Raw genomic sequence first — 24085 nt, 5'->3', positions numbered from 1 at the left:
ACGCTCTCCCACCCGGGAGAGCGGGGGCCGCTTCGTTTCGGGGAGAACCGTTTCACCGCCGGGCCATGCCAAGGTCCCAGCTCTGCAACCAAACCGGAGCCCCGGTGCACGGGATCCTGACGGATCGATAGGTTATGCCTCGCCAGTAGGACGCCGGACGCCCGTCATCGCGCCCCGCCGACTCGGCCGTACCGCCTCACCGCTCTCCCAGGGGGATCACCACATGACCGCCGACACGCCTCGGGACGCCGAAAAGCTCCCGCCGGTCTTCCAGCCGCTCCTCCCGGACGACCCCAAGGAGGTCGGCGGCTACCGGCTGTTCGCCCGGCTCGGCGCCGGCGGCATGGGCCGGGTCTACCTGTCGTACACCCCGGGCGGGCGCCCGGTCGCGCTCAAGGTGGTGCGCCCGGAGTTCGCCGAGGACGGCGAGTTCCGCCGCCGCTTCGCCCAGGAGGTCAGCAACGCCCAGCGGATCCACGGGCTCTACACCGCGCAGGTGATCGACTCCGGCGGCCTGGACTCCGACGCCCCCTGGCTGGTCACCGCGTACGTCCCCGGCCCGTCCCTGCAGCAGGTGGTGCGCGAGCACGGCGCGCTGCCGGTACGCACCGTCCTGCTGCTGATGGGCGGCATCGCCGAGGCCCTGCAGGCGATCCACAGCGTCGAGGTGGTCCACCGCGACCTCAAGCCCGCCAACGTGCTGGTCGCCGGCGACGGCCCGCGGGTCATCGACTTCGGCATCGCCCGGGCCGCCGACGCCACCGCGCTGACCGGCACCGGCTACCGGATCGGCTCCCCCGCCTTCATGTCCCCCGAGCAGGCCCAGGGCCGCCCGGTCAGCCCGGCCACCGACGTCTTCGCGCTCGGCGCCCTGGCCGCGTACGTGGCCGGCGGCACCGCGCCGTTCGGCGACGGCCCGGACACCGCGGTGCTCTACCGGGTGGTGCACGAGGAGGCCGACCTGTCGGCCGTCCCCGCGGACCTGCGCGAACTGATCCAGCGCTGCCTGGCGAAGAGCCCGGAGGACCGCCCGAAGCCCGCCGAGATCATCCAGGTCGCCCGCAACCACCCGGAGGTCGGCGGCCAGCTGCGGTTCGGCGACGACTGGCTGCCGCGCCAGGTCAACACCGAGATCACCCGCCGCTCGGACCTGCCCAAGACTCCCCCGACCCCGCTGCCGGCCGCGCCCGCCACCCCGCCGACGCCGGTGCCCGCGATGCCCGCCGCCCCGGCCACTCCCCCGCCGCCGCCCGTCGCGCCGACCCACCCGGCCACCGTCCCGATCCACCCGGCGAACGCCGCGCACCCGCCGCAGCAGCCCGCGACGCCCCCGACGGGCTTCGCGCCGCCGCCGCTCGGCTCGTACGGCGCCCCGCAGCCGCCCACCGAGTCGCCGACCGCCCCGGTGCTGACCTCGCCGCCGACCGTCCACCTGCAGCCGGAGCCGCCGTCCTTCGACACCCCGCCGCCCGGCCCGGTGGTGACCGCCGACCCGGCGCCCGAGCCGGAGCCCAAGCGCAAGGGCGGGGTGTCCTGGAAGGTGCTGCTCACCGTCGCCCTGGTGATGGCGGTCGGCGGCACCGCGGGCGGCGTGGTGCTCATGAAGAAGCTGGACGACGGCAAGAAGAAGGACACCAGCAGCAGCCAGTCCAGCCAGACCAGCCAGTCCGGCCCGAAGCCGGCGCCCAGCCAGAGCGACGGCACCTCCCCCAGCCCGAGCAGCACGTTCACCAACTCGCCGGTGACGGCCGCGCCCTCGAAGTCCGCCCCCGGCACCGTCTCGGCCCCCGCCCGGCCGAACGGCTACTCCCTGATGCTGGACAAGAAGTCGCTGGCGATCCCCGGGGCCGACTACTCCTCCGACTCCTACCGGATCGACCTGGACGCGGGCACCGTGGTGCCGCGCTCCAACGACATCAAGTGGGGCCTGGGCGTGGTCAACGCCGGCGGCGGCAGCGGCAGCAAGGCCAACTCCTTCACCAGCTACGGCGACAACAAGTCGGACTTCGCGGTGATCACCGAGCTGTCCGTCACCGCCGAGCAGTGCGCGGCCGCGATCGACTCCCGGCCGGACACCGACCTCTCGTACAACCGGGTGGCACCCGGCCGCCTGCTCTGCGTCCGCGACCGGGTCACCCACAACATCGCCATCGCGGCGATCGAACAGGCCGACCCGACCACCGGGGCCGCCAAGGTCACCGTCAGCACCTGGCGGGCCAGCTGACCGGTCTATCCTGACCAGGTCAATCCCCATCGGACCGGAGCGAACCGTGTACTTCACCGACCGAGGCATCGAGGAGCTGGCGAACCGGCGCGGCGAGGAGGAGGTCACCTTCGAGTGGCTGGCCGAGCGCCTGCGCGAGTTCGTCGACCTCAACCCGGACTTCGAGATCCCGGTCGAGCGGCTGGCCACCTGGCTGGCCCGGCTCGACGACGAGGACGACGAGTGACCCGGTGACGGCCGTCGAGAGGCCCGGGAGGCAACCGCCTCCCGGGCCTCTCGCGTGTCTCCGGGCGGTCTTCGCGGGTGTCCTCCCCCGGTGTCCCGTAGGGGAAGCCTCGGGGGCGGTTCGGGGTCGGGATCGGGGTCCGGCACACTTGACTCTCCCGGCACGCGATATATCGTCTTTTGCAGGGAACGCGATACATCGCGATCGGCAACGGGAGGCGGCAGAGATGAGCCAGTGGACGATCGAGGGGCCGGGCCGGACCACCTTCGACGAGGAGGTCCGCGCGCTGCACGTACGGATCATCGAGGGCACGGTGAACGTGGTGGCCGCCGAGGGCCCCGCCCGTCTGGAGGTCACCGAGCTGGAGGGTGACCCGCTGCACGTGACCGTGGTGGACGGCGTCCTGACGGTCACCTACAAGGACATCAACAGCTGGGGCGAGTTCGGCGACTGGCTCAAGTCGGTCGGCTCGGTCAAGAGCTTCTTCGGCACCCTCAAGCGCAAGCGGGTCGCCGGCATCACCCTGACCGTCCCGGCCGACGCCGACGTCAAGGTCGGCACCGTCTCCGCCGACGCCACCGTCTCCGGCATCGCCGGGCACGTCTCGGTGCAGAGCGCCAACGGTGACACCACGCTGGTCGGGCTGACCGGCCGCACCGACGCCAACACCGTCACCGGCGACATCGACGCCCAGGCGGTCGGCGGCCGGCTCCGGGTCAACAGCGTCTCCGGGCAGCTCACCGTGGTCGCCGGCACCGCCGACCGGATCCACGCCAACGCCGTCACCGGCGCCGTCACCCTGGACCTCGACGTCGACGGCGAGGCCGACGTCAAGGTCACCACCGTCAGCGGCCCGGTCGTGCTCCGGATCCCCTCCCGCACCGACGCCAGGGTCGAGGCCGGCTCCACCAGCGGCGACATCTCCAGCAGCTTCGAGCAGCTCAAGCTGAGCGGCAGCTGGGGCGCCAAGAAGCTGTCCGGCCAGCTCGGCGAGGGCCGCGGCAGCGTCAACGTCACCACCGTCTCCGGCGCGGTCACCGTGCTGAGCCGCCCCGAGCCCGAGGACGAGGGCCCGGCGAAGGAGCTTCCGGCCGCCCCCGGCAAGCCCGACCTCACCAAGGAGGCATGAGATGACCCCCGTGTTCGGCCACGGCCGGCTCCGGCTCTACCTGCTGAAGCTGCTGGACGAAGCCCCGCGGCACGGCTACGAGGTGATCCGCCTGCTGGAGGAGCGGTTCCAGGGCCTGTACGCCCCCTCGGCCGGGACGGTCTACCCGCGGCTGGCCAAGCTGGAACAGGAGGGCCTGGTCAGCCACAGCACCGAGGGCGGCCGCAAGGTCTACCGGCTCACCGACGCCGGTCGCGCCGAACTCGAAGCCCGGCAGACCGAGTTGGAAGAGCTGGAGCTGGAGATCCGGGACTCCGTGGCGCAGCTCGCCGGGGCGATCCGCGAGGACGTCCGGGACAGCGCCAAGGACCTGCGCGAGGAGCTGTGGAAGGCCGCCAAGCAGGCGCCCCGGCCGGACCGCGCCGAGAGCCCGGGCGACCCGTGGGCCGGCCCCTGGGGCGACAACGAGTCCTGGCAGCGCGCCAAGGAGGAGTTCGCCCAGTTCAAGCGGCACGCCAAGGAGCAGGCCAAGCGCGCCCGGGAGCAGGAGAAGGCCGCCAAGGCCAAGGCGAAGGCCGCCGAGGAGGAGGCCCGCCGGCTGCGCGAGCAGGCCAAGGCCTCACGCACCGCCGCGCAGCAGGAGGCGCTGCGGATCAAGCGCCGGGTCGAGCAGCAGGTGCGCGAGCACGCCGCGAAGGGCGACTGGCCGACCGGGCTGGCCGAGGGCCTGGCCGAGCTGACCAAGGGCCTGTCCGGCCTGGCCGACGCGGCCCGCTGGGGCCACCCGTCGGACGGGCCCGCCCCGTCGGACGAACGGATCTCCGTGACCCGGATCGACCTGGACAAGGACGCCCCGGACACGGACGAGCGCACCGCCCCGGCCGACCTGCCCTCGTGGGCGCGCACCGACCCGGCCGAGGACCCGGCCCGCGAGCTGGAGCGGCTGCTCGACCGCTTCCGCGACCAGGTCCGCGACGCGGCCCGGGACGGCGGGGTGAGCACGGACAAGCTCGCCGAGGCCCGCTCGGTGCTGGGCGCCGCGGGCGAGCGGCTGAAGCGGCTGCTCGGCTGACGGCCGCAACGGCCGGCGTGCGAAGGATCCGGGCCCGGTGCTCCCGCGAGGAGCACCGGGCTCCTCGCGTCAGGGGTTGAGGACGATCTTGCCGAAGACATCGCCCTTGGCAAGCCGGGCGAAGCCGTCCCTGGCCTCGCTCAGCGGCAGCACCGAGTCGATCACCGGGCGGACGCCGGTGGTGGCGCAGAGCGCGAGCAGCCCGGCCAGCTCCTCCTTGGTGCCCATGGTCGAGCCGACCACCTTGAGCTCCAGGAAGAAGATCCGGTTCAGCTCGGTGGCGCTCGGGTTGGGGCCCGAGGTGGCACCCGAGATGACGATGGTGCCACCCGGGCGCAGCGACTTCACCGAGTGCGACCAGGTCGCGGCGCCGACGGTCTCCATCACCGCGTCGACCCGCGCGGGCAGCCGGGCGCCGCTCTCGAAGGCCGCGTCGGCGCCGAGTTCGACCGCCCGGCAGCGCTTGGCCTCGTCCCGGCCGGTGACCCAGACCCGCAGGCCGGCCGCCTTGCCGAGGACGATCAGCGCGGTCGCGACGCCGCCGCCCGCCCCCTGCACCAGGACGGTGTCACCGGGCTTGACCCCGGCGTTGGTGAACAGCATCCGGTAGGCCGTCAGCCAGGCGGTGGGCAGGCAGGCGGCCTCCTCGAAGCTCAGCTCGGCGGGCTTGGGCAGCAGGTTCCAGGTGGGGACGGCCACCTGCTGGGCGAAGGTGCCCTGGTAGCGCTCGGTCAGGATGGAGCGCGGCTCGGCGGGGCCCACCCCGTGGCCGGTCTGGCCGATGACCGAGTGGATGACCACCTCGTCGCCGTTCTCGTCGACGCCGGCCGCGTCGCACCCGAGGATCATCGGCAGCTTCTCGGCGGGCAGGCCGACCCCGCGCAGCGACCACAGGTCGTGGTGGTTGAGGCTGGCGGCCTTGACCGTGACCACGCTCCACCCGGGGCGGGCCTGCGGCTCGGGGAGCTCGCCCAACTCCAGTCCGCTGAGCGGGTCGTCGGCATCGATACGTGCGGCGTAGGCAGCAAACATGATCCGGACGATAGCGGCGACGGCCGGGGCCGGGAACCACGCGTAGGTGTGACGCGTGTCCCTGCTGTCACTCCCCCCGCTCGCCTCCGGGGCGCTCGGATCCGCTGCCGACGCTCGTCGCTCCGGCACTCGTTCCTCGCTTGTCGCTCCTCGCTTTCGGCAGCGGCGCGCCCTTCGGCTCGGGGGGGCCGGCCCGGGGGCGCGGGGGAGCGGCCGTCGTGGCGGGCACGCTCCCCCGGGCACCGGTTCAGATCCGGGCGACGCCCTCCGCCCGGGCGGCCTCGGCGACGGCCTTGGTGACCGCCGGCGCGACCCGCTCGTCGAACGGCGAGGGGATGACCTTCTGCGGCGTCAGCTCGTCGGCGACCACGCCGGCCAGCGCCTTGGCGGCGGCCAGCTTCATGCCCTCGGTGATCCGGCTGGCCCGGACCTGGAGGGCGCCGGCGAAGATGCCGGGGAAGGCCAGCACGTTGTTGATCTGATTCGGGAAGTCGCTGCGGCCGGTGGCCACGACCGCCGCGTACTTGTGCGCGACCTCGGGGTGGATCTCCGGGTTGGGGTTGGCCATCGCGAAGACGAACGCGCCCTCGGCCATGGTGGCGACGACCTCCTCAGGCACGGTGCCGCCGGAGACGCCGATGAACACGTCGGCGCCGGCCAGCGCGTCGGCCAGCGAGCCCTTGAGGCCGGTGCGGTTGGTCCGCGCGGCGATCTCGGCCTTGACGTCGGTGAGGTCGCCGCGGCCTTCGTACACCACGCCCTTGCGGTCGCAGACCGCCACGTCGCCGATGCCGGCCGCCGCCAGCATCTTGGCGATGGCGATGCCGGCCGCGCCGGCGCCGGAGATGACGGCCCGCAGCGAGCCGATCTCGCGGCCGGTCACCTTGGCCGCGTTCCACAGGGCGGCGGTGGTGACGATCGCGGTGCCGTGCTGGTCGTCGTGGAAGACCGGGATGTCCAGGGCCTCCTGGAGCCGGCGCTCGATCTCGAAGCAGCGGGGGGCGGAGATGTCCTCCAGGTTGACGCCGCCGAAGGAGGGCGCCAGCCGGACCACGGTCTCGACGATCTCGTCGACCCCGGTGCAGGCGAGCGCGATCGGCACCGCGTCCACGCCGCCGAACTGCTTGAACAGGATGGCCTTGCCCTCCATCACGGGCAGCGAGGCCTGCGGGCCGATGTCGCCGAGGCCCAGCACCGCGGTGCCGTCGGTGACCACCGCGACGGTGTTGGCCTTCCAGGTGTAGTCGTTGACCAGCTCCGGCTGCTCGGCGATGGCCGTGCAGACGCGGGCGACACCGGGGGTGTAGGCGAGGGACAGGTCGTCCGCGTCGCGCACCGGGACGGTCGCCCGGATCTCCATCTTGCCGCCGCGGTGGAGCGCGAAAACCGCGTCGACCGGATCGTCGGTGTCCTGGGTGCTGCTGATGATCTCCGCTGCCACGATGACCTCTTCGTCATTGTTCTGGCGAGGACGCGTGACCGACGGGCAGGGCGACCCGGCCGAAAACCGGAAACCGGGTGCGCGAAGGCGGACCCGGGGCGGGGTCGGGGCGCTGCCGTCGGGCGGCGCCCTCGGATGAGGGTTTTTATGGGGTCTTGTGTTTGTCGGCGTCAGTACTACCGGGCCGAGCCTAGGTCGGACGAAGGCATCGCACCTATGCCTTTTCGTCCTCGTCACGTGCGGTTCATCGCCGCGCTGTCGCGTCCCAGGGGCCCGGTTTCGGAAGCGCCGGGCTCCGGCGGCGGCAACGGCATGAGCACACGCGCACCCGCAGGAGTGAACGCAGACGCAAGGGGGAGTCGGCACTCCGGATACGGAGTCACGTGAGGACTTCCGGTCCCGAGCACCCCGGGCCTGTCAGGGCCCGGCGGTCTGGTTCGAGCGTCCGGGGGTCACCCGGTACCGCATTCTGACATACCCGCCGCCGGGCCCGGCAGGCCGGGATGGCAGGATCGCTTGTCCGCCATTTCGCGTACACCACCGCGACACCGTGGCGACCGCACGTCCCTCCCACAGGAGCAGCCCTCATGCCTCACCCCCTTCCCGTCCGTCGTCCGGTCCTGGCCGGCGCCGTCCTGGCCACCGCCGGTGCCCTGCTGCTGACCGGTTGCGGAGGCGGCGGGCAGGCCGCCGCGGACGACCCGGTCAAGGACGTCCGCGACAAGCTGCCGAAGGCGCAGCGCTCGGCCGGGGTGCTGCGCATCGGCATGGACGTCAACTACGCGCCGGTGGAGTTCCGCGGCCAGGACGGCAAGCCGACCGGCCTCGACCCGGACCTCGCCACCGCCCTGGGCAAGATCCTCGACGTGCGGATCGAGTTCGTGGACACCACGTTCGACAAGCTGATACCGAACCTGCAGGGCAAGCAGTACGACGTGGCGATGTCGGCGCTCAGCGACATCCGCCAGCGCCGCGACGGCCTGGACGAGACCGGCAAGCAGGTCAACCCGGGCGTGGACTTCGTGGACTACTTCATCGCCGGCAGCTCGATCGTCGTGCCGAAGGGCAACCCCAAGGGGATCAAGACCCTGGACGACCTGTGCGGCAAGACCATCGCCTTCCAGCAGGGCACCACGCAGGACGAGATCGTCACCCGCCAGGTGGCGGTCTGCGCCCGCACCGGCCGCCTGCTGACCACGCACAGGCTGGAAAGCGACGCCAAGGCGCTGGCCGAGGTCGCCTCCGGTGCCGCCGCGGCCGGGCTGAACGACTTCCCGGTGGCCGCCTACGCGGCGAAGACCACCGACGGCGGCAGCCGCTTCGAGGTGACCGGCGGGCAGTCCACCTCCAACCCGTACGGGATCGCGGTGCGCAAGAGCGACACCGACCTGCGCGACGCGGTGGCCAAGGCGGTCGACCAGCTGATCCGCGGCGGCGAGTACGACAAGATCCTCACCAAGTGGGGCGTCAGCGCCGGCGCGGCGCAGAACGCCGTGGTCAACGGGGGCATCTGAGCGGGAGGGCGGCGGGCCTCCGGGGCTGAGCACAGAGGGATCTGCATACTTATGCGCAGGGTGACAGGGGCTCGGAATAAGTCCGAATAGCGGACAGTGCGACCCCTCGTTATCCGATTTTGATCTGGATGAGGGCCACCTGACCGTCATCAGATGGCAGGATTCCCCCCATCTCGGATCGAGCCGACCACTGGTCGAGGCGGTTCGGTCACGTCCACCTCGGCGGAGGGTGGCGGCAGCAGTACTCGTAGAACCCTGGGCGGTCCCAGCGTCCAGGCACTGCAGAACCCGGCCCGCACGTACGACGACTACGACGCACACCCGTACAGCGCCGTACGGCTCGCACCCCCGGTGCGCCGCTCCCGCGGCGCGTCCGCCCGACCTTCTCTCCCAGGAGGAGATCCCCCTCATGACCGCCCGTACCAAGCGCAACCGGCTCTTCGCGGCCGGTGTGGCTGCCGTCTCCGTCTCCCTCGCGCTGACCGGTTGCAGCAGCAGCAAGAGCGAGGGCAGCGGTGCCCCCAACGCCTCCGCGACCGTCAACGAGGTCAAGGCCGACCCCAATCTCGCCGCGCTCGTCCCGGACGACATCAAGGCGGCCGGCAAGCTCGTGGTGGGCGCGGACGCCTCGTACGCGCCGGACGAGTTCAAGGACGACAGCGGCAAGATCATCGGCATGGACGTCGACCTGGCCAACGCCATCGCCACCAAGCTCGGTCTGAAGGCCGAGGTCCAGGACTCCGGCTTCACCGCGATCATCCCCGGCATCCAGTCGAACAAGTTCCAGCTCGGCATGTCGTCCTTCACGGACAACAAGGAGCGCGAGCAGATCGTCGACATGGTCACCTACTTCAACTCCGGCAGCGCTGTCGCGGTGAAGAAGGGCAACCCGGAGAAGATCGACCCGAAGGACCTCTGCGGCAAGAAGGTCGCCGTCCAGACCGGCACCACCCAGGCCGACGAGATCAAGGACACCCGCAACCCGGACTGCGCCAAGGCCGGCAAGCCGGGCGTCCAGAACGACGGCGACAAGTTCGACCTCCAGACGGACGTCACCAACGCCGTGGTCTCCGGCCGCGACCAGGCGATGATGGCCGACTCCCAGGTCGTCGACTACGCGATCAAGCAGTCCGGCGGGCAGCTGGAGAAGGTCGGCGACACCTACGGCGTGGCCCCCTACGGTGTCGCCCTGGCCAAGGGCTCCAAGCTCAGCCCGGCCATCCAGGGTGCCGTCCAGTCGCTGATCGACGACGGCACCTACAAGCAGATCCTCACCAAGTGGGGCGTCGAGGCCGGTGCGATCGACAAGTCGACCGTCAACGGCGCCGTCAGCTGACCCCTCGTACGCTTCATCTCTCCCCCGAGGCCACACCGTGAACTCTTTGGACAAGGGGACGGAGGGACGGGGACGGCCTGAGACCATCAAGGCCGTCCCGGTCCGTCACCCCGGACGCTGGGCGGGCGCCGTCGTCATCGCCCTGCTCGCGGCGATGCTGCTGAGCGCTCTCTTCACCAACCCCGCTTTCAAGTGGGACATCGTCGGTCAGTACCTGTTCCACGACAGCATCCTGCACGGCATGGTCGTGACGCTGGAGCTGACCGCGCTCTCCATGCTCATGGGTGTGGTCGGCGGCGTCATCCTCGCGGTGATGCGCCTGTCCCCGAACCCGCTGCTCGCCGGCACCGCCTGGGTCTACATCTGGATCTTCCGCGGCACCCCGGTGCTGGTGCAGCTGGTGTTCTGGAACTTCCTCGGCCTGATCTGGGCCAAGCTGTCGATCGGCGTCCCGTGGGGACCGGAGTTCTGGTCCGGGCAGACCAACGTCCTGATCCCGACCTTCGTCGCCGCCCTGCTGGGCCTCGGCCTCAACGAGGCCGCCTACATGGCGGAGATCGTCCGCGGCGGCATCCAGTCGGTGGACGAGGGCCAGAGCGAGGCCGCGCACGCGCTCGGCATGAGCCGGTTCCAGACCATGCGGCGGATCGTCCTGCCGCAGGCCATGCGGGTGATCATCCCGCCGACCGGCAACGAGACCATCTCGATGCTGAAGACCACCTCGCTGGTCTCGGTGATCTCCCTGGAGGAGATCTTCCGGGCCGGCCAGGTCATCTACTCTCGGAACTACCAGAACATCCCGCTGCTGATCGTGGTCAGCCTCTGGTACCTGTTCTTCACCTCGGTGCTGACCATCGGCCAGTACTACATCGAGCGCCACTACGCCCGAGGCTCCAACCGCACCCTCCCGCCCACCCCGCTGCAGCGACTGCGGGGCCTGTTCGCCGGGAAGCCCGCCCCGAAGACGGACGCCGACGTCGTCCCGGGGCTCGAGGGAGGTGGTCACGTATGACCGATCTGACCAAGACCCCCGCCGACGGCGCCGGGTCGGCCGAGCCCATGGTCCGCGCCGAGAACGTGCACAAGTCCTACGGCCTGGTCGAGGTGCTCAAGGGCATCGACCTGGAGGTCAAGCAGGGCGAGGTGTTCTGCCTGATCGGCCCGTCCGGCTCCGGCAAGTCGACCTTCCTGCGGTGCATCAACCACCTGGAGAAGATCAACGGCGGCCGCCTCTGGGTGGACGGCGAGCTGGTCGGCTACCAGCAGCGGGGCGACAAGCTCCACGAGCTCAAGGACCGCGAGGTCGCCCTCAAGCGGCGCGACATCGGCATGGTCTTCCAGCGCTTCAACCTGTTCCCGCACATGACCGCCATGGAGAACGTCGTCGAGGCGCCGGTCCAGGTCAAGGGCGAGAGCAAGGCGGACGCCCGCGAGCGCGGGATGGCCCTGCTGGAGCGGGTCGGCCTCGCCGACAAGGCGAAGAACTACCCCTCCCAGCTCTCCGGCGGCCAGCAGCAGCGCGTCGCGATCGCCCGCGCGCTGGCCATGAAGCCCAAGCTGATGCTCTTCGACGAGCCCACCTCGGCGCTCGACCCGGAGCTGGTGGGCGACGTCCTCGACGTCATGCGCGGCCTCGCCGAGGAGGGCATGACGATGGTGGTCGTCACCCACGAGATGGGCTTCGCCCGCGAGGTCGGCGACGCGCTGGTGTTCATGGACGGCGGTGTGGTGGTCGAGTCCGGCAACCCCCGTGAGGTCCTCACGAACCCGCAGCACGAGCGCACCAGGGCCTTCCTCTCCAAGGTGCTCTGAATCCCTCCCGTCGGCGCCCGGCAGGCAGCTCCTGCCGGGCGCCGACGTTTTCCCCCTTCGGGTAATAGGCTGGAAGCAGCCAGCCCGTTACCGATCTTCTGGAAGGACCGCCGTGGAGCTCGCCTCGTACGCCGACCTCGCCGTTCGGCTGGTGAACACCGAGGAGCCGGAGCGCGGCACCGACACGCTGACCTCCGTGGAGGCGGTGCGCGCCCTGTTCTCCGACTCCTCCCGGGCCGCCGCGCTCGCCGACGAATCCGACCTGCCCCGGCTGCGGGCGGTCCGGACCCGGCTGCGCGGGGTCTTCGAAGCCGCCGCCGAAGGGGACGAGATCCGGGGCGTCGACCTGCTGAACAGCCTGCTGATGGAGTACCCCGTCAGCCCGCTGATCTCCGGGCACGACTACCTGGACGACGCCGGACGGCCGCGCTGGCACCTGCACCTGGCCGACAACTCGCCGACCGCCACCGCGCACTTCAGCGCGGTCGCCTGCATGGGCCTGGCCGTCCACCTGACCGAACTGGGCGCCGACCGGCTGGGCATCTGCCAGGCCGCGCCCTGCCGCAACGCCTACCTGGACACCTCGACCAACCGCTCCCGCCGCTACTGCTCGGACCGCTGCGCGACCCGGGCCAACGTCGCCGCCTACCGGGCCCGCAAGCGTCAGGAGGCGGAGGCCGCACTGGGCACCGGGGCGTAACAGCCGGGGCCCAACGGTGGGGCGCAGCGGTGGGGCGCAGCGGTGGGGCGCGCGGCTAGACCTCCTCCACCCAGACGCCGAGGCGGCGGGCCAGGCCCGGCACCCGGGCCAGCCGCGGGGCGAGCAGCAGCCGCTCCAGCCGGCGGCCCGGCGCCAGCCAGACCGGGCGCGGGCGCAACCGCAGCAGCACCCGGCCGAGCACCAGGTCGTCCGGGACCGCGCCGTAGCTGCGGCTGTCGCTGTCCACCGGGCGGTTGTCGGAGAGCAGCCACCAGCCCCCGGACCGGCGCTCGGCGGCCCGCTTCACCACCAGCAGGTCCTGCTGGAAGGGGTGCCGGAAGAGCACCACCGCCCCCGGCCGGATCGGCGCGCCGTAGCGGACCAGCAGCCGGTCGCCCTCGCGCAGGGTCGGGACCATCGACCGGCCCACCACGTCGACCAGTCCGAACGGCAGCGCGCCGCCCCGGGCCCGGCCCTCCGGTTCCGTGCTCCGTGCCACGACTCCTCCTCCGCGCCGACCGTCCCCAGTCTGCCGTACGGACCGTCACCTGTTCGATGTCCGGATTACCCCGGTTCCGGGTCCGCCTTTTGCCCTAGGCCCACCGCCCGATCGCGAAACCGCGAGGGCGGAAGGGTAATCTCGGGCGCGGGAAGACGATCTAAGGAAGGACTCCCATGTTCTCTCGTCTGTTTGCACCGCGTGCCACCGCTCACGCCCACTGTGACCTGCCCTGCGGCGTGTACGACCCGGCGCAGGCCCGGCTCGAGGCCGAGTCGGTGAAGGCCACCCAGGAGAAGTACCAGGCCAACGAGGACCCGCACTTCCGCGCCCGCGCCATCATCATCAAGGAGCAGCGCGCCGAGGCCGTCAAGCACCACATCTCGGTGCTGTGGAGCGACTACTTCAAGGCCCCGCACTTCGAGAAGTACCCGCAGCTGCACAAGCTGATCAACGACACCCTGAAGGCCGCCTCGGCCACCAAGGCGTCCACCGACCCGGCCACCGGCCAGGCCCTGCTGGACCTGATCGCCGAGGTCGACAAGATCTTCTGGGAGACCAAGCAGGCCTGAGCCTGACGCGTCGCCACCTGACCGCCCCCGTCCGCACCGCCGGACGGGGGCGGTCGTGCGTTCACGTCCGACCCGACCCCAGTAAGGGTTGCTGACCCTGAGTGCCTGTTATGCTGCCGGGGCGTCCGAGGGGGAAGTCCGGTGTGAATCCGGCGCTGACCCGCAACGGTGAGCGCGGCCCGTACCAGCGGTACGGCCGCGCCAGCCCGATCGCCCCCGGCCGCTGACCTCCCGACAACTCGCCGCGGACTGCGAGGGGAACGGCGCCCGGGCACGCCTCCGGCCGGCGCCCGCCCCGGCGCACCCGCGGCCCGAGGCAAGGCGCACCCGTGAACCGCCCACCCGTGAACCGCGCAACCGGCGGCCCGCCCGTCCGCCGCATACCCGCGCTCCCGCTCGCCGTCGGCCTCGCCGCCGCCCTGCTGCTCTCCGTGGTCTGCGGAGTCGCGTTCGGCTCCTCCGGGATCGGACTCCCCCACGTGCTGCGGCTGCTGGGCGCCGGGCTGACGGGCGGTCGGCTGGACGCGGACGAGGCGGCCGCGTACGCCATCGTCTGGGAGATCCGGCTGCCGCGCACCGTCCTGGCCACCGTGGTCGGCGCCGGGCTGGCCGCCACCGGCGTCACCGTCCAGGCCCTGGTGCGCAACGCGCTCGCCGACCCCTTCGTCCTCGGCATCTCCTCCGGCGCGGCCGTCGGCGCCAACGCCGTCCTGCTGTTCGGCGCCTTCGCCTCGCTCGGGGTGTGGGCGGTCTCCGCCTCCGCCTTCGGCTCCGCGCTGGCCGCGATGACGCTGGTCTACCTCGCCGCCCGCACCGCGTACGGGCTCACCCCGCTGCGACTGGTGCTCACCGGCACCGCCCTGTCCTACGGCTTCTCCGCCGCCACCACCCTGATGGTCTTCGCCGCCGACCGCGGCGAAGCCGCCCGGGACGCCATGATGTGGCTGCTCGGCAGCCTCGGCGGCGCCACCTGGGGCTCGGTGCCGATCGCCGCCTGCACCGTGCTGGCCGGCCTGGCCTACCTCGCCCGCACCGCCGGCCGGCTGGACGCGCTCGCCATGGGCGACGAGACCTCCGCCTCGCTCGGCGTGGACCCGGACCGGCTGCGCCGCGAGCTGTTCGTGGTGACCGCCGCCGTCACCGGCACGGTGGTCGCGGTCAGCGGGGCGATCGGCTTCGTCGGACTGCTGGTGCCGCACCTCGCGCGGATGCTGGTCGGCGCCGGGCACCACCGGGTGCTGCTGGTCGCGCCGCTCGCCGGGGCCCTGCTGCTGGTCTGGGTGGACATCGCCTCCCGCACCCTGCTGGCGCCCGCCGAACTGCCCGTCGGGGTGTTCACCGCCGTGCTCGGCGTGCCCGCCTTCCTGCTGATGATGCGCCGCCGCGGCCAGGCCTTCGGAGGCCGACGGTGACCGACGCGACCCGCACGACCGACCGGGCCGACGCGGCCGACCTGACGACGGCCCAGGACCTCGACGTCGACACCGTCTCGGTGGAGCTGGCCGGCACCCGGCTGGTCCACGAGGTGAACCTGGCGGCCGCCGCCGGGCAGGTGGTCGGACTGGTCGGGCCCAACGGCAGCGGCAAGTCGACCCTGCTGCGCTGCGTCTACCGGGTGCTGAAGCCGGCCGGCGGGGCCGTCCGGCTGGCCGGCGACGACCTGCACGCGCTCTCCGCCCGCGAGACGGCCCGGCGGGTGTCCGCGCTGACCCAGGAGCACTCCGCCGAGTTCGACTTCACGGTGGCCGAGGTGGTCGCCATGGGCCGGCTGCCGCACCGGCGCGGCCTCGGCGGCCCGACCGACGGGGACCGGGAGCGCTGCGCCGGGGCACTGCGCAAGGTCCGGGCCGGACACCTCGCCGACCGGGGCTTCCTGAGCCTGTCCGGGGGCGAGAAGCAGCGGGTGCTGTTCGCCCGCGCGCTGGTCCAGGAGCCGCGGCTGCTGGTGCTCGACGAACCCACCAACCACCTCGACATCGCCCACCAGTTGGAGGTCCTGGCGCTGGCCCGGGAGGCCGGCCCGACGGTGCTCACCGCGCTGCACGACCTCAACCTGGCGGCGAGCCACTGCGACCTGCTGTACGTCCTGCGGGCCGGCCGGATCGTCGCCTCCGGACCGCCCGGCGAGGTGCTCCGGTCCGCCCTGCTGGCCGAGGTGTTCGGCGTCCGGGCCACCCCGGTCCGGCACCCGGAGACCGGCGCCCTCCAGCTGCTGTTCGACCGCCTCGACCGCTCCCCCGACGCCTGAACGACCGAAGCCCGGACCCCCGAAGCCCGAAGCCCTAACCACCGAAGCCTGACCCACCGAAGGAACCACCGTGCGCACCAAGGCCGTTGCCACCGCCGCCCTGCTCGTCCTCGGGCTCACCGCCTGCGGCGCGGAGATCGCCCCGAGGGAGGCCGCCGTCGGCTCCGCCCACTACCCGGTGACCGTGGAGAACTGCGGCGACCGGCTGACCTTCCCGCAGAAGCCCGCCCGGGTGGTCACCAACGACGTCAACATCACCGAGCTGATGCTCTCCCTGGGCCTCGCCGACCGGATGGCCGGCTACGTCATGCCCGACGACAAGGGCAAGATCGACCAGGTGCCCTGGAAGGACGGCTACCAGCAGACCACGTGGCTCTCCAAGCAGCGGCTCACCAAGGAGATCGCGCTGGACGCCAGGGCCGACCTCGTCTTCGCCGGCTGGCACTACGGCTTCGACGAGGGCACCGGCGTCACCCCGCAGGCGTTCAAGGCCCTCGGCATCGGCTCGTACGTGCTCAGCGAGTCCTGCCGCAGCGGCAAGGGCGCCGAGCGCGGCGTGATGGACCCGCTGGAGGCGCTCTACACCGACCTGGCCAACCTCGGCGAGATCTTCGACGTCAAGGACCGCGCCGACCGGCTGATCGCCGACTCCAGGGCCCGGATCGCCGCCGTCCCGCAGCCCGGGCACCGCCCGTCCGTCTTCCTGTACGACAGCGGGCAGGACAAGCCCTACACCGCCGGGAAGTTCGCCGCCGCCGACGAGATCATCGCCAAGGCCGGCGGGACCAACATCATGGGCGACCTCGCCGACACCTGGGTCACCGCCGGCTGGGAGAGCGTGGTGCGGCGCGACCCGGAGGTGATCGTGATCAACGACTACGCGACCCCGGGCGCCGAGGAGAAGCGGAAGTTCCTCATGTCCTTCCCGGCGCTGGCCGACGTCTCCGCGATCAGGAACGGCCGGATCTTCGTACTGGACTACGTCGACCTGGTGGAGAGCCCGCGCAACCCCGCCGCGATCGCCACCCTGGCCGACTACCTGCGCACCGTACCGGCCCGCTGACCGGCCGCCGACCGGTTCGCCGACCGGCCCGGATCCGGCCCGCTCCGGTCCGCGGCGCCGGGCGTACGCTCGAGATACGAGCCGACGGACCCCGACCGGAGGAGCGAGATCATGACCACCATGGCGGCCCCCGCCGCCTTCGACACCCGCGCCCTGCGCGAGGGCATCGAGCGCTGCGACGCCGAGGCCCTCCTGGCGCTCTACGCGGAGGACGCCGAACTGCGCATGGTCGACCGCAAGACCCAGCCCAGCCACCCCCTGGTGATGCACGGCCGGGAGGAGATCGGCGCCATGCTGGGCGACATCTACGGCCGCGAGATGACCCACAAGCTGGAGCAGGTGGTCGTCCAGGACGACCACGTCGCCTTCCTGGAGTCCTGCCGCTATCCGGACGGCGTCCGGGTGCTGATGTCCTCGATGGCCGACCTGCGGGACGGGCGGATCGTCGACCAGACCTCGATCCAGGCCTGGGACGAGACGGTGCCCGAGCAGTAGGCTCGCAGGCATGATCCGCACCGCTGTCGCCACCGACGTCCCCGTCATCCATGCCATGATCCGTGAGCTCGCGGAGTACGAGAAGGCCGCGCACGAGGCGGTGGCCACCGAGGAGCAGCTGCGCGAGGCGCTGTTCGGTGCCGACCCGGCGGTGTTCGGCCTGGTCGCGGAGGACGAGGGCACCGGCGAGCCGGTGGGCTTCGCGCTCTGGTTCCGCAACTTCTCGACCTGGCGCGGCACCCACGGGATCTACCTGGAGGACCTGTACGTCCGCCCGGAGGCGCGTGGCGGCGGCCACGGCAAGGCCCTGCTGCTGGAGCTCGCCCGGATCGCCGTGGAGCGCGGCTACTCCCGGGTGGAGTGGTCGGTGCTGGACTGGAACCAGCCGTCGATCGACTTCTACAAGTCGCTCGGCGCGGTACCGATGGACGAGTGGACCGTGTACCGGCTCACCGACGAGGCGCTCGCCTCCGCCGGCCGCCGCTGAACGGACCGGAACAGTCCGGGAAAGGGTCTGCCACCCTGCGTCGCAATGCCTTACCATCAGTAACTCCCGAACCGGGTGCGGTAGGACAGAGCGATGGCGGACCCGCGAACCGGTGCCCCCTGACAAGGGGTGGCAAGGTGCCCCTTTAGGGGGTGGCCGGCAGGGGTAACAAGCGGGTACCAAGCAAGCACAGTGCGTCACCCAGGAGGCAAGGGTGTCCAAGATCGACAGCGATCTCGGTGTTCAGGATTTCGTGGAGGTCCGGCTCCCCGCGGCGGGGGCCTACCTCTCCGTGCTGCGAACAGCGACGGCCGGGTTGGCGGCCCGGCTGGACTTCACCCTCGACGAGATCGAGGATCTGCGGATCGCGGTCGACGAGGCCTGCGCCATCCTGCTCCAGCAGGCGGTGCCCGGCTCCGTACTGTCCTGCGAATTCCGACTGGTCGGCGACTCGCTGAAGGTGACCGTCGCCGCCCCGACCACCGACGGCAAGGCCCCCGAGCGGGACACCTTCGCCTGGACCGTGCTCTCCGCGCTGGCCGGCGAGGTCGACTCCTCGGTCGGCGAGGACAAGACCGTGTCCATCAGCCTGCACAAGAAGCGCGGCGGGTCCACCGCCCACTGACCGGGCGCCGAACCGCACCGCGCAGACCGAGCAGCACCGAGCAGCACCCGCGCAAGGGCCGTCCACCGCACTCCCTCCGGGGCCCGGCGGGCGGCTCCCGGTACCGCCTCCGGGCGGTACGACCAACGAGACGATTCCGGGGCCCTCGGCCCCGGTGCTCCCGGAACGGAACGGGGGAATGGCCGTGAGTGATCTGGACCGTACCGGCCTCGCGACGGCGGGACCTGCCGTACCGACCCAGGCGAGCGTTCCCGGCCTCGCCGCCAACGACGAAGCGCACCCGAAGGACGCCCACCGGATGAGCCACCCGACCGAGCCGACGTCTGAGCCGACGCCCGACTCCGTACCCCCGCCGGATCCGGCGGACCGGGCGGAGGAGACGGCCGAGGCGGAGCCGCACGCCCCTGCGGTGCCCGCCCAGGGCGCGCACCGCAGCGGCGCCCCGGACCGGGAGGCCGCCCGCGCGCTGTTCGTCCGCCTGTCCGGGCTGCCCGAAGGCTCGCCGGAGCGGGTCGAGCTGCGCAACCAGCTGGTGCGGATGCACATCCCGCTGGTCGAGCACCTGGCCCGGCGCTTCCGCAACCGGGGCGAGCCGCTGGACGACCTCACCCAGGTCGCCACCATCGGCCTGATCAAGTCGGTGGACCGCTTCGACCACGAGCGCGGGGTCGAGTTCTCCACCTACGCGACGCCGACCATCGTCGGGGAGATCAAGCGGCACTTCCGCGACAAGGGCTGGGCGGTGCGCGTCCCGCGCCGCCTGCAGGAGCTGCGGCTGTCGCTCACCACGGCGACCAGCGAGCTCTCCCAGCGGCACGGCCGCTCCCCCACGGTGCACGAGCTGGCCGAGCACCTGGGGATCTCCGAGGAGGACGTCCTGGAGGGCCTGGAGTCCGCCAACGCGTACTCCACGCTGTCCCTGGACGTGCCGGACAGCGACGACGAGTCGCCGGCCGTCGCGGACACCCTGGGCGCCACCGACGAGGCGCTGGAGGGCGTCGAGTACCGCGAGTCGCTCAAGCCGCTGCTGGCCCAACTGCCGCCCCGGGAGCAGAAGATCCTGGTGCTGCGGTTCTTCCGGAACATGACCCAGTCGCAGATCGCCGCCGAGGTGGGGATCTCCCAGATGCACGTCTCCCGGCTGCTCGCCCGGACGCTGGCCCAGCTGCGGGAGAAGCTCCTGGTGGAGGAGTAGGACTGACGGCCGCTCAGCTCCGGCTGCGCGGCCGTCCGGTCCCCCGGCGGTCCTGCGTGCTCAGTCCTCGGACGGGGCGTACAGGGCCGCCGTCGACTTCGGGCTCAGCAGCGAGCCGATGCCCACCAGCCCGAGCAGGCCGACCAGCACGCCGACGCCGATCATCGCGCCGCCGCTCTGGATCATGTAGTAGGCGACCGGCAGGCAGATCGAGTTGGTCAGCACCGCCGGGCTGCGGCCCCAGCGGCGCTCCTTCAGCAGCGCGCGGGCGGCCAGCACCGGCAGCACGCCGAGCAGCACGATGACCACGCCGCCGAACTCGTTCAGGGCCAGCTGCTTGGACTGGCCGGACAGTGCGGCCACCATGTCCCAGACGCCGACGACGGCCAGCGCGGCGCCCTCCAGGGCGGTGATGGCGGCGCCCAGGGTCAGGGACGCCGGACGGCCGGAGTCGGCCGCGGGTACGGGTGCGGAGGTTTCTGCGGTCACTCCAGCAGGGTAGCCGCCGGTTGGTCCGTACCGACCCGTAGGCTTTCCCCATGCGCGCTCTCCTGGTCGTGAACCACAAGGCCACCACCACCAGTGGCCGGACCAGGGACGTCCTGATCCACGCGCTGCGCAGCGACCTCAAGCTGGAGGTGGCCGAGACGCAGTACCGGGGGCACGCGCGCGACCTGGCCCGCGAGGCGGCGGAGGACGGCACGGTCGACCTGGTGGTGGCACTGGGCGGCGACGGCACCGTCAACGAAGTGGTGAACGGGCTGCTGGCGCACGGCCCGGGCGAGAAGGTCCCGCGACTGGCCGTGGTGCCGGGCGGTTCGACCAATGTGTTCGCCCGCGCGCTGGGCCTGCCCAACGACCCGGTGGAGGCCACCGGCGCCCTGCTGCACGCGCTGGAGGGCAAGCGGGAGCGCCCGATCGGGCTGGGCAAGGCGATGAGCGACGGGCTGCCGGACCGCTGGTTCACCTTCACCGCCGGGCTCGGCTTCGACGCCGGTGTGGTCGGCCGGGTCGAGGAGCAGCGCCGGGCCGGGCACAGGTCCACCCACGCCCTCTACGTCAAGCAGGCGATCCGGCACTACTTCACCCAGCGTGAGCACCGCCGATCCGGCCCGGTTTCCCTTGAGCTGCCGGGCCACGAGGCCGTTCCGGGGCTCGTGCTGTCGATAGTCAGCAACACCTCGCCGTGGACGTTCCTCGGCAACCGTCCGGTCTATCCCTCACCGCTCGCCTCCTTCGACACGGATCTCGACGTCTTCGGGATCACCCGAATGACGGCGTTCGGTACAGCTCGAACGATCCGTCAGATCCTGCGGTCGCACGCCCCTTCGAGCGATGGCGCACCGCCGGCCGGCCCGTCCGGGAAGCACGTCGTCTCCTACCACGACGTCCGACACTTCACCTTGGTTTCAGAGGAACCGACCCCGTTCCAGGTCGACGGCGACCATCTTGGGGACAGGAGTCGCGTCAGTTTCACAGGCGTACGGCGGGCACTGCGTGTGATTGTGTGACCGGAAGTGGGGTTCGCCCTTCTTCTCGAACGCACAAGCCCCCTTCACTCCATAGAAGTACTGGCTGTGAGCTAGGCGACACCGAAGAATCAAAAATTCCTCCCCGAAGGGGGTTGTATCCGAGCCCGAGGTTTGCGAACCTCTACATGGCGATCGGGACACATCGCAGCGACGGCAACTCCGGAACCACGGAGCGCCGACCGCGGGGTGTCCCTCGAATCGCCGAATCCCCCCCAGCACAGACCACCCGGGCCCGGTAGGCCTTTGGTCTCTTTTGCTGTTGCGGGATTCGTGAAAGCGTTCACATTCACAAGCCATCGATTATGTCGTCGGGTGACCCCCGTCGGCAGGAGGAGTTGGACGACCATGGACTGGCGCCACCGCGCTGTCTGCCGCGAAGAGGACCCGGAGCTGTTCTTCCCGATCGGGAACACCGGTCCTGCTCTGCTGCAGATCGAGGAAGCCAAGGCCGTGTGCCGCCGCTGTCCGGTCATGGAGCAGTGTCTCCAGTGGGCCCTCGAGACCGGCCAGGACGCCGGCGTCTGGGGCGGCATGAGCGAGGACGAGCGTCGCGCGATGAAGCGCCGCGCCGCCCGCAACCGCGCCCGCACCGCCTGATCGCGCTGATCACACCGCGTAGCACCAGCAGTGACACAGCAGTGATCGCAGTACCGATCAACACATGATCAAAGGCTTCCCTGCACCTCCTGGTGAAGCCTTCCACACAAAGGACCTTGCTCGACTCGGTCCGGCGACACCAGACCTGTCCAGGCACTTGATACTGTTCACTTAGAGCAATATTGTGGAGCTATGGCGCTCACCGTGTGCAACGCACCGGCGAGGTGTCGCACTACCCAGAGCCCCCGTTCCGGCCGACTCCCCCCGACGGCCGGAACGGGTTGAGAGGCCCTGTCGACCCACCCCCCCCCGGTCGACAGGGCCTCGTTTCTGTTTCCGCACTCCTTCCGCGCTCCGGCGCCCTGTTGCTGCACACCGGCGCCCTGTTGCTGCACACCGGCGCTCTGTTGCTGCACACCGGCGCGCGGAGCACATACCCGGCGTGCCCGCCGGACGCGCGCCCCCGCCACGCACCTTCGCAACGGGATTCTCAGCAGAATCTCAGCGGACCAGAGCCTCGGCAGACCGGGGCCTCAGCGGACCGGGATCTCCAGGATCACCTTCGTACCGCCGTTCGGGCCGGCCACCATGTCGAAGGTGCCGCCCAGCTCGCCGGTGGCCAGCGTCCGGACGATCTGGAGTCCGAGGTTCCCCGCGGTCTGCGGGTCGAACCCCTCCGGCACGCCGCGACCGTCGTCCTGCACGGTGATCAGCAGGTACTCCTCCGGGCGGGCGCCGCCGTTCCAGCTGTCCGACCAGCCCATCCCGGTCGCCGGGGCCCGGCCGCGCAGCGCGCTGATCTCCAGGTTCCCGGAGGCCGTCGGACCGAACGCGTGTTCCAGGGCGTTCTGCAGCAACTCGGTCAGCACCATCGACAGCGGGGTGGCCACCTCGGCGGACAGGATGCCGAAGCTGCCGGTGCGGCGGGTCGCCACCCGGCCGTCCTGGGACAGCTCCATCGCCATCGCCAGCACCCGGTCGGCGATCTCGTCGAAGGCCACCTGCTCGTCCAGCGCCTGGGAGAGCGTCTCGTGCACGATCGCGATCGAACCGACCCGGCGCACCGCCTCGTCCAGCGCGGCCCGCCCGGACTCCGACTCCATCCGGCGGGACTGCAGCCGCAACAGGGCCGCGACGGTCTGCAGGTTGTTCTTCACCCGGTGGTGGATCTCCCGGATGGTGGCGTCCTTGGTCATCAGCTCGCGGTCACGGCGGCGCAGCTCGGTGACGTCGCGGCAGAGCACCAGCGAACCGGTCAGGATGCCCTTGGGCTTGAGCGGGATCGCCCGCACCGTCACCACTCCCCCCTGCGCCTCCACCTCGGTCTGCCGGGGCGCCCAGCCGCTGGCCACCTTCACCAGCGCCTCGTGGACGGCACCCCGGGACGGCGGGGCGAGTTCGGCGGTGGTACGGCCGAGGTGGCTGCCGACCAGGTCGGTGGTGAGGCCGAGGCGGTGGTAGGCGGAGAGCGCGTTGGGGCTGGCGTAGGTGACGATGCCGTCCGCGTCCAGGCGGATCAGGCCGTCGCCGACACGGGGGGCGGCGTCCATGTCGACCTGCTCGATGCCCGGGAAGGGGAAGCTGCCGGCCGCGATCATCTGGGCCAGGTCCGAGGCGCTCTGCAGGTAGGTGAGCTCCAGCCGGCTGGGGGTGCGGACGGTCAGCAGGTTGGTGTTGCGGGCGATCACCCCGAGCACCTTGCCCTCGCGCCGGACCGGGATCGACTCGACCCGGACCGGGACCTCCTCGCGCCATTCCGGGTCGCCCTCGCGCACGATCCGGCCCTCGTCGAAGGCCGCGTCCAGCAGCGGGCGCCGGCCGCGCGGGACGAGGTGGCCGACCATGTCGTCCTGGTAGGAGGTCGGCCCGGTGTTGGGCCGCATCTGCGCCACCGAGACGTAGCGGATGCCGTCCCAGGTGGGGATCCACAGCACCAGGTCGGCGAAGGAGAGGTCGGAGAGCAGCTGCCACTCCGAGACCAGCATGTGGAGCCATTCCACGTCGGCCCCGGTGAGGGTGGTGTGGCGGCGGACGAGTTCGTTCAGCGAGGGCACATGGCGAGGGTAGCGCCGCCGGTCCGGGCGGGGCGCGGCGGACCGGCAGGGCGGACCGGCGGGGCGGACCGGCGGGGCTCGCCGGAGCCCGGTCGGGGGGCGTGCCGGGTCGGCCTGAGTTGTTTAGACCAATTCACTGAGCGGCCTGGACAACCGAGATTGGTCTAGTCCACAATGAAAGAGCACCAAGGAGAGGCCCCCGCGCAACTGCCCTGACCGCGCGCGGCCTTTCCTCGGTCGGACGCCGCCGAGC

At 71.6% G+C, this 24085-nt stretch carries 24 protein-coding genes; 19 read left to right on the top strand and 5 right to left on the bottom strand.

Annotated features, from left to right (window positions below; translation table 11 throughout):
• The first annotated feature begins 223 nt into the window (after nt 1-223).
• The 4 genes from ACZ52R_RS20685 (at nt 224) to ACZ52R_RS20670 (ending at nt 4630) form a co-directional block, all read left to right on the top strand.
• Complete coding sequence (locus ACZ52R_RS20685; RefSeq protein WP_360510026.1) at nt 224-2224, top strand: serine/threonine-protein kinase; 2001 nt, start codon at nt 224-226, stop codon at nt 2222-2224.
• Between the two features lie 46 nt (nt 2225-2270).
• Nucleotides 2271-2450 (top strand): DUF6104 family protein, encoded by a 180-nt coding sequence (locus tag ACZ52R_RS20680; protein ID WP_360253909.1) that lies wholly within the window; start codon nt 2271-2273, stop codon nt 2448-2450.
• Nucleotides 2451-2676: 226 nt separating this feature from the next.
• On the top strand, nt 2677-3579 hold the full coding sequence (locus tag ACZ52R_RS20675; RefSeq protein WP_465617585.1) for a DUF4097 family beta strand repeat-containing protein: 903 nt from the start codon (nt 2677-2679) through the stop codon (nt 3577-3579).
• Nucleotide 3580: 1 nt separating this feature from the next.
• Entirely contained in the window at nt 3581-4630 is a 1050-nt protein-coding gene (locus ACZ52R_RS20670; RefSeq protein ID WP_465617583.1) for a PadR family transcriptional regulator, read from the top strand.
• 69 nt (nt 4631-4699) lie between these two features.
• On the opposite strand, the gene ACZ52R_RS20665 is transcribed toward ACZ52R_RS20670, so the two are convergent.
• Nucleotides 4700-5662, bottom strand: a complete 963-nt coding sequence (locus ACZ52R_RS20665) for a zinc-binding dehydrogenase (RefSeq protein WP_465753860.1) — start codon at nt 5660-5662, stop codon at nt 4700-4702.
• Nucleotides 5663-5909: 247 nt separating this feature from the next.
• On the bottom strand, nt 5910-7103 hold the full coding sequence (locus tag ACZ52R_RS20660; RefSeq protein ID WP_360510030.1) for an NAD(P)-dependent malic enzyme: 1194 nt from the start codon (nt 7101-7103) through the stop codon (nt 5910-5912).
• Between the two features lie 587 nt (nt 7104-7690).
• Between ACZ52R_RS20660 and ACZ52R_RS20655 the strand changes: the two genes are divergently transcribed.
• The 5 genes from ACZ52R_RS20655 (at nt 7691) to ACZ52R_RS20635 (ending at nt 12465) form a co-directional block, all read left to right on the top strand.
• Nucleotides 7691-8617, top strand: coding sequence for an ABC transporter substrate-binding protein (locus ACZ52R_RS20655; protein ID WP_465661223.1), 927 nt, complete (start codon nt 7691-7693; stop codon nt 8615-8617).
• Nucleotides 8618-9026: 409 nt separating this feature from the next.
• Nucleotides 9027-9953, top strand: a complete 927-nt coding sequence (locus tag ACZ52R_RS20650) for an ABC transporter substrate-binding protein (RefSeq protein ID WP_465617577.1) — start codon at nt 9027-9029, stop codon at nt 9951-9953.
• 37 nt (nt 9954-9990) lie between these two features.
• Complete coding sequence (locus ACZ52R_RS20645) at nt 9991-10965, top strand: amino acid ABC transporter permease (RefSeq protein WP_465617575.1); 975 nt, start codon at nt 9991-9993, stop codon at nt 10963-10965.
• A complete protein-coding gene (locus tag ACZ52R_RS20640; protein ID WP_360510034.1) occupies nt 10962-11765 on the top strand; it encodes an amino acid ABC transporter ATP-binding protein in 804 nt (267 codons plus the stop codon). Before ACZ52R_RS20645 ends, ACZ52R_RS20640 begins: the two co-directional genes overlap by 4 nt.
• A 112-nt stretch (nt 11766-11877) precedes the next feature.
• On the top strand, nt 11878-12465 hold the full coding sequence (locus tag ACZ52R_RS20635) for a CGNR zinc finger domain-containing protein (RefSeq protein WP_360505761.1): 588 nt from the start codon (nt 11878-11880) through the stop codon (nt 12463-12465).
• 55 nt (nt 12466-12520) lie between these two features.
• Here ACZ52R_RS20635 and sodX read toward each other — a convergent pair whose 3' ends face one another.
• A complete protein-coding gene (gene sodX, locus ACZ52R_RS20630; protein ID WP_396287770.1) occupies nt 12521-12883 on the bottom strand; it encodes a nickel-type superoxide dismutase maturation protease in 363 nt (120 codons plus the stop codon).
• Nucleotides 12884-13140: 257 nt separating this feature from the next.
• Between sodX and sodN the strand changes: the two genes are divergently transcribed.
• From sodN to ACZ52R_RS20590, 8 genes are all read left to right on the top strand, one after another.
• On the top strand, nt 13141-13536 hold the full coding sequence (sodN, locus tag ACZ52R_RS20625) for a superoxide dismutase, Ni (protein WP_218203467.1): 396 nt from the start codon (nt 13141-13143) through the stop codon (nt 13534-13536).
• A gap of 344 nt (nt 13537-13880) precedes the next feature.
• The gene (locus tag ACZ52R_RS20620) at nt 13881-14948 is read left to right on the top strand and encodes a FecCD family ABC transporter permease (RefSeq protein ID WP_465753859.1); all 1068 of its coding nucleotides are present in this window, start codon (nt 13881-13883) and stop codon (nt 14946-14948) included.
• A 41-nt stretch (nt 14949-14989) separates the two neighbouring features.
• A complete protein-coding gene (locus ACZ52R_RS20615) occupies nt 14990-15784 on the top strand; it encodes an ABC transporter ATP-binding protein (RefSeq protein ID WP_465753877.1) in 795 nt (264 codons plus the stop codon).
• A 70-nt stretch (nt 15785-15854) separates the two neighbouring features.
• Nucleotides 15855-16847: an ABC transporter substrate-binding protein gene (locus ACZ52R_RS20610; RefSeq protein WP_465753858.1), complete on the top strand. Its 993-nt coding sequence runs from the start codon at nt 15855-15857 to the stop codon at nt 16845-16847.
• 111 nt (nt 16848-16958) lie between these two features.
• Nucleotides 16959-17342, top strand: coding sequence for a nuclear transport factor 2 family protein (locus ACZ52R_RS20605; RefSeq protein ID WP_465617568.1), 384 nt, complete (start codon nt 16959-16961; stop codon nt 17340-17342).
• Between the two features lie 10 nt (nt 17343-17352).
• Nucleotides 17353-17829, top strand: coding sequence for a GNAT family N-acetyltransferase (locus ACZ52R_RS20600; RefSeq protein WP_360505745.1), 477 nt, complete (start codon nt 17353-17355; stop codon nt 17827-17829).
• Nucleotides 17830-18043: 214 nt separating this feature from the next.
• Entirely contained in the window at nt 18044-18454 is a 411-nt protein-coding gene (locus tag ACZ52R_RS20595) for an ATP-binding protein (protein WP_360505742.1), read from the top strand.
• 184 nt (nt 18455-18638) lie between these two features.
• Entirely contained in the window at nt 18639-19649 is a 1011-nt protein-coding gene (locus ACZ52R_RS20590) for an RNA polymerase sigma factor SigF (protein ID WP_465617566.1), read from the top strand.
• Between the two features lie 60 nt (nt 19650-19709).
• Here the strand turns inward: ACZ52R_RS20590 and ACZ52R_RS20585 are convergent, their stop codons facing one another.
• Entirely contained in the window at nt 19710-20138 is a 429-nt protein-coding gene (locus ACZ52R_RS20585) for a hypothetical protein (RefSeq protein WP_360505736.1), read from the bottom strand.
• A 50-nt stretch (nt 20139-20188) separates the two neighbouring features.
• Here ACZ52R_RS20585 and ACZ52R_RS20580 point away from each other — a divergent pair, with 50 nt between their 5' ends.
• Both ACZ52R_RS20580 and ACZ52R_RS20575 read left to right on the top strand, forming a co-directional pair.
• Complete coding sequence (locus ACZ52R_RS20580) at nt 20189-21160, top strand: diacylglycerol/lipid kinase family protein (protein ID WP_360505733.1); 972 nt, start codon at nt 20189-20191, stop codon at nt 21158-21160.
• A gap of 366 nt (nt 21161-21526) precedes the next feature.
• Nucleotides 21527-21778: a WhiB family transcriptional regulator gene (locus ACZ52R_RS20575; RefSeq protein WP_014138019.1), complete on the top strand. Its 252-nt coding sequence runs from the start codon at nt 21527-21529 to the stop codon at nt 21776-21778.
• A 533-nt stretch (nt 21779-22311) separates the two neighbouring features.
• Here ACZ52R_RS20575 and ACZ52R_RS20570 read toward each other — a convergent pair.
• On the bottom strand, nt 22312-23832 hold the full coding sequence (locus ACZ52R_RS20570) for a sensor histidine kinase (RefSeq protein WP_360505730.1): 1521 nt from the start codon (nt 23830-23832) through the stop codon (nt 22312-22314).
• Between the last annotated feature and the right edge of the window lie 253 nt (nt 23833-24085).

Source organism: Kitasatospora sp. NPDC034023, assembly GCF_055575795.1.
The sequence above is the reverse complement of the archived record's forward strand: the minus strand, read 5'-3'. Positions and strand labels throughout refer to the sequence as shown.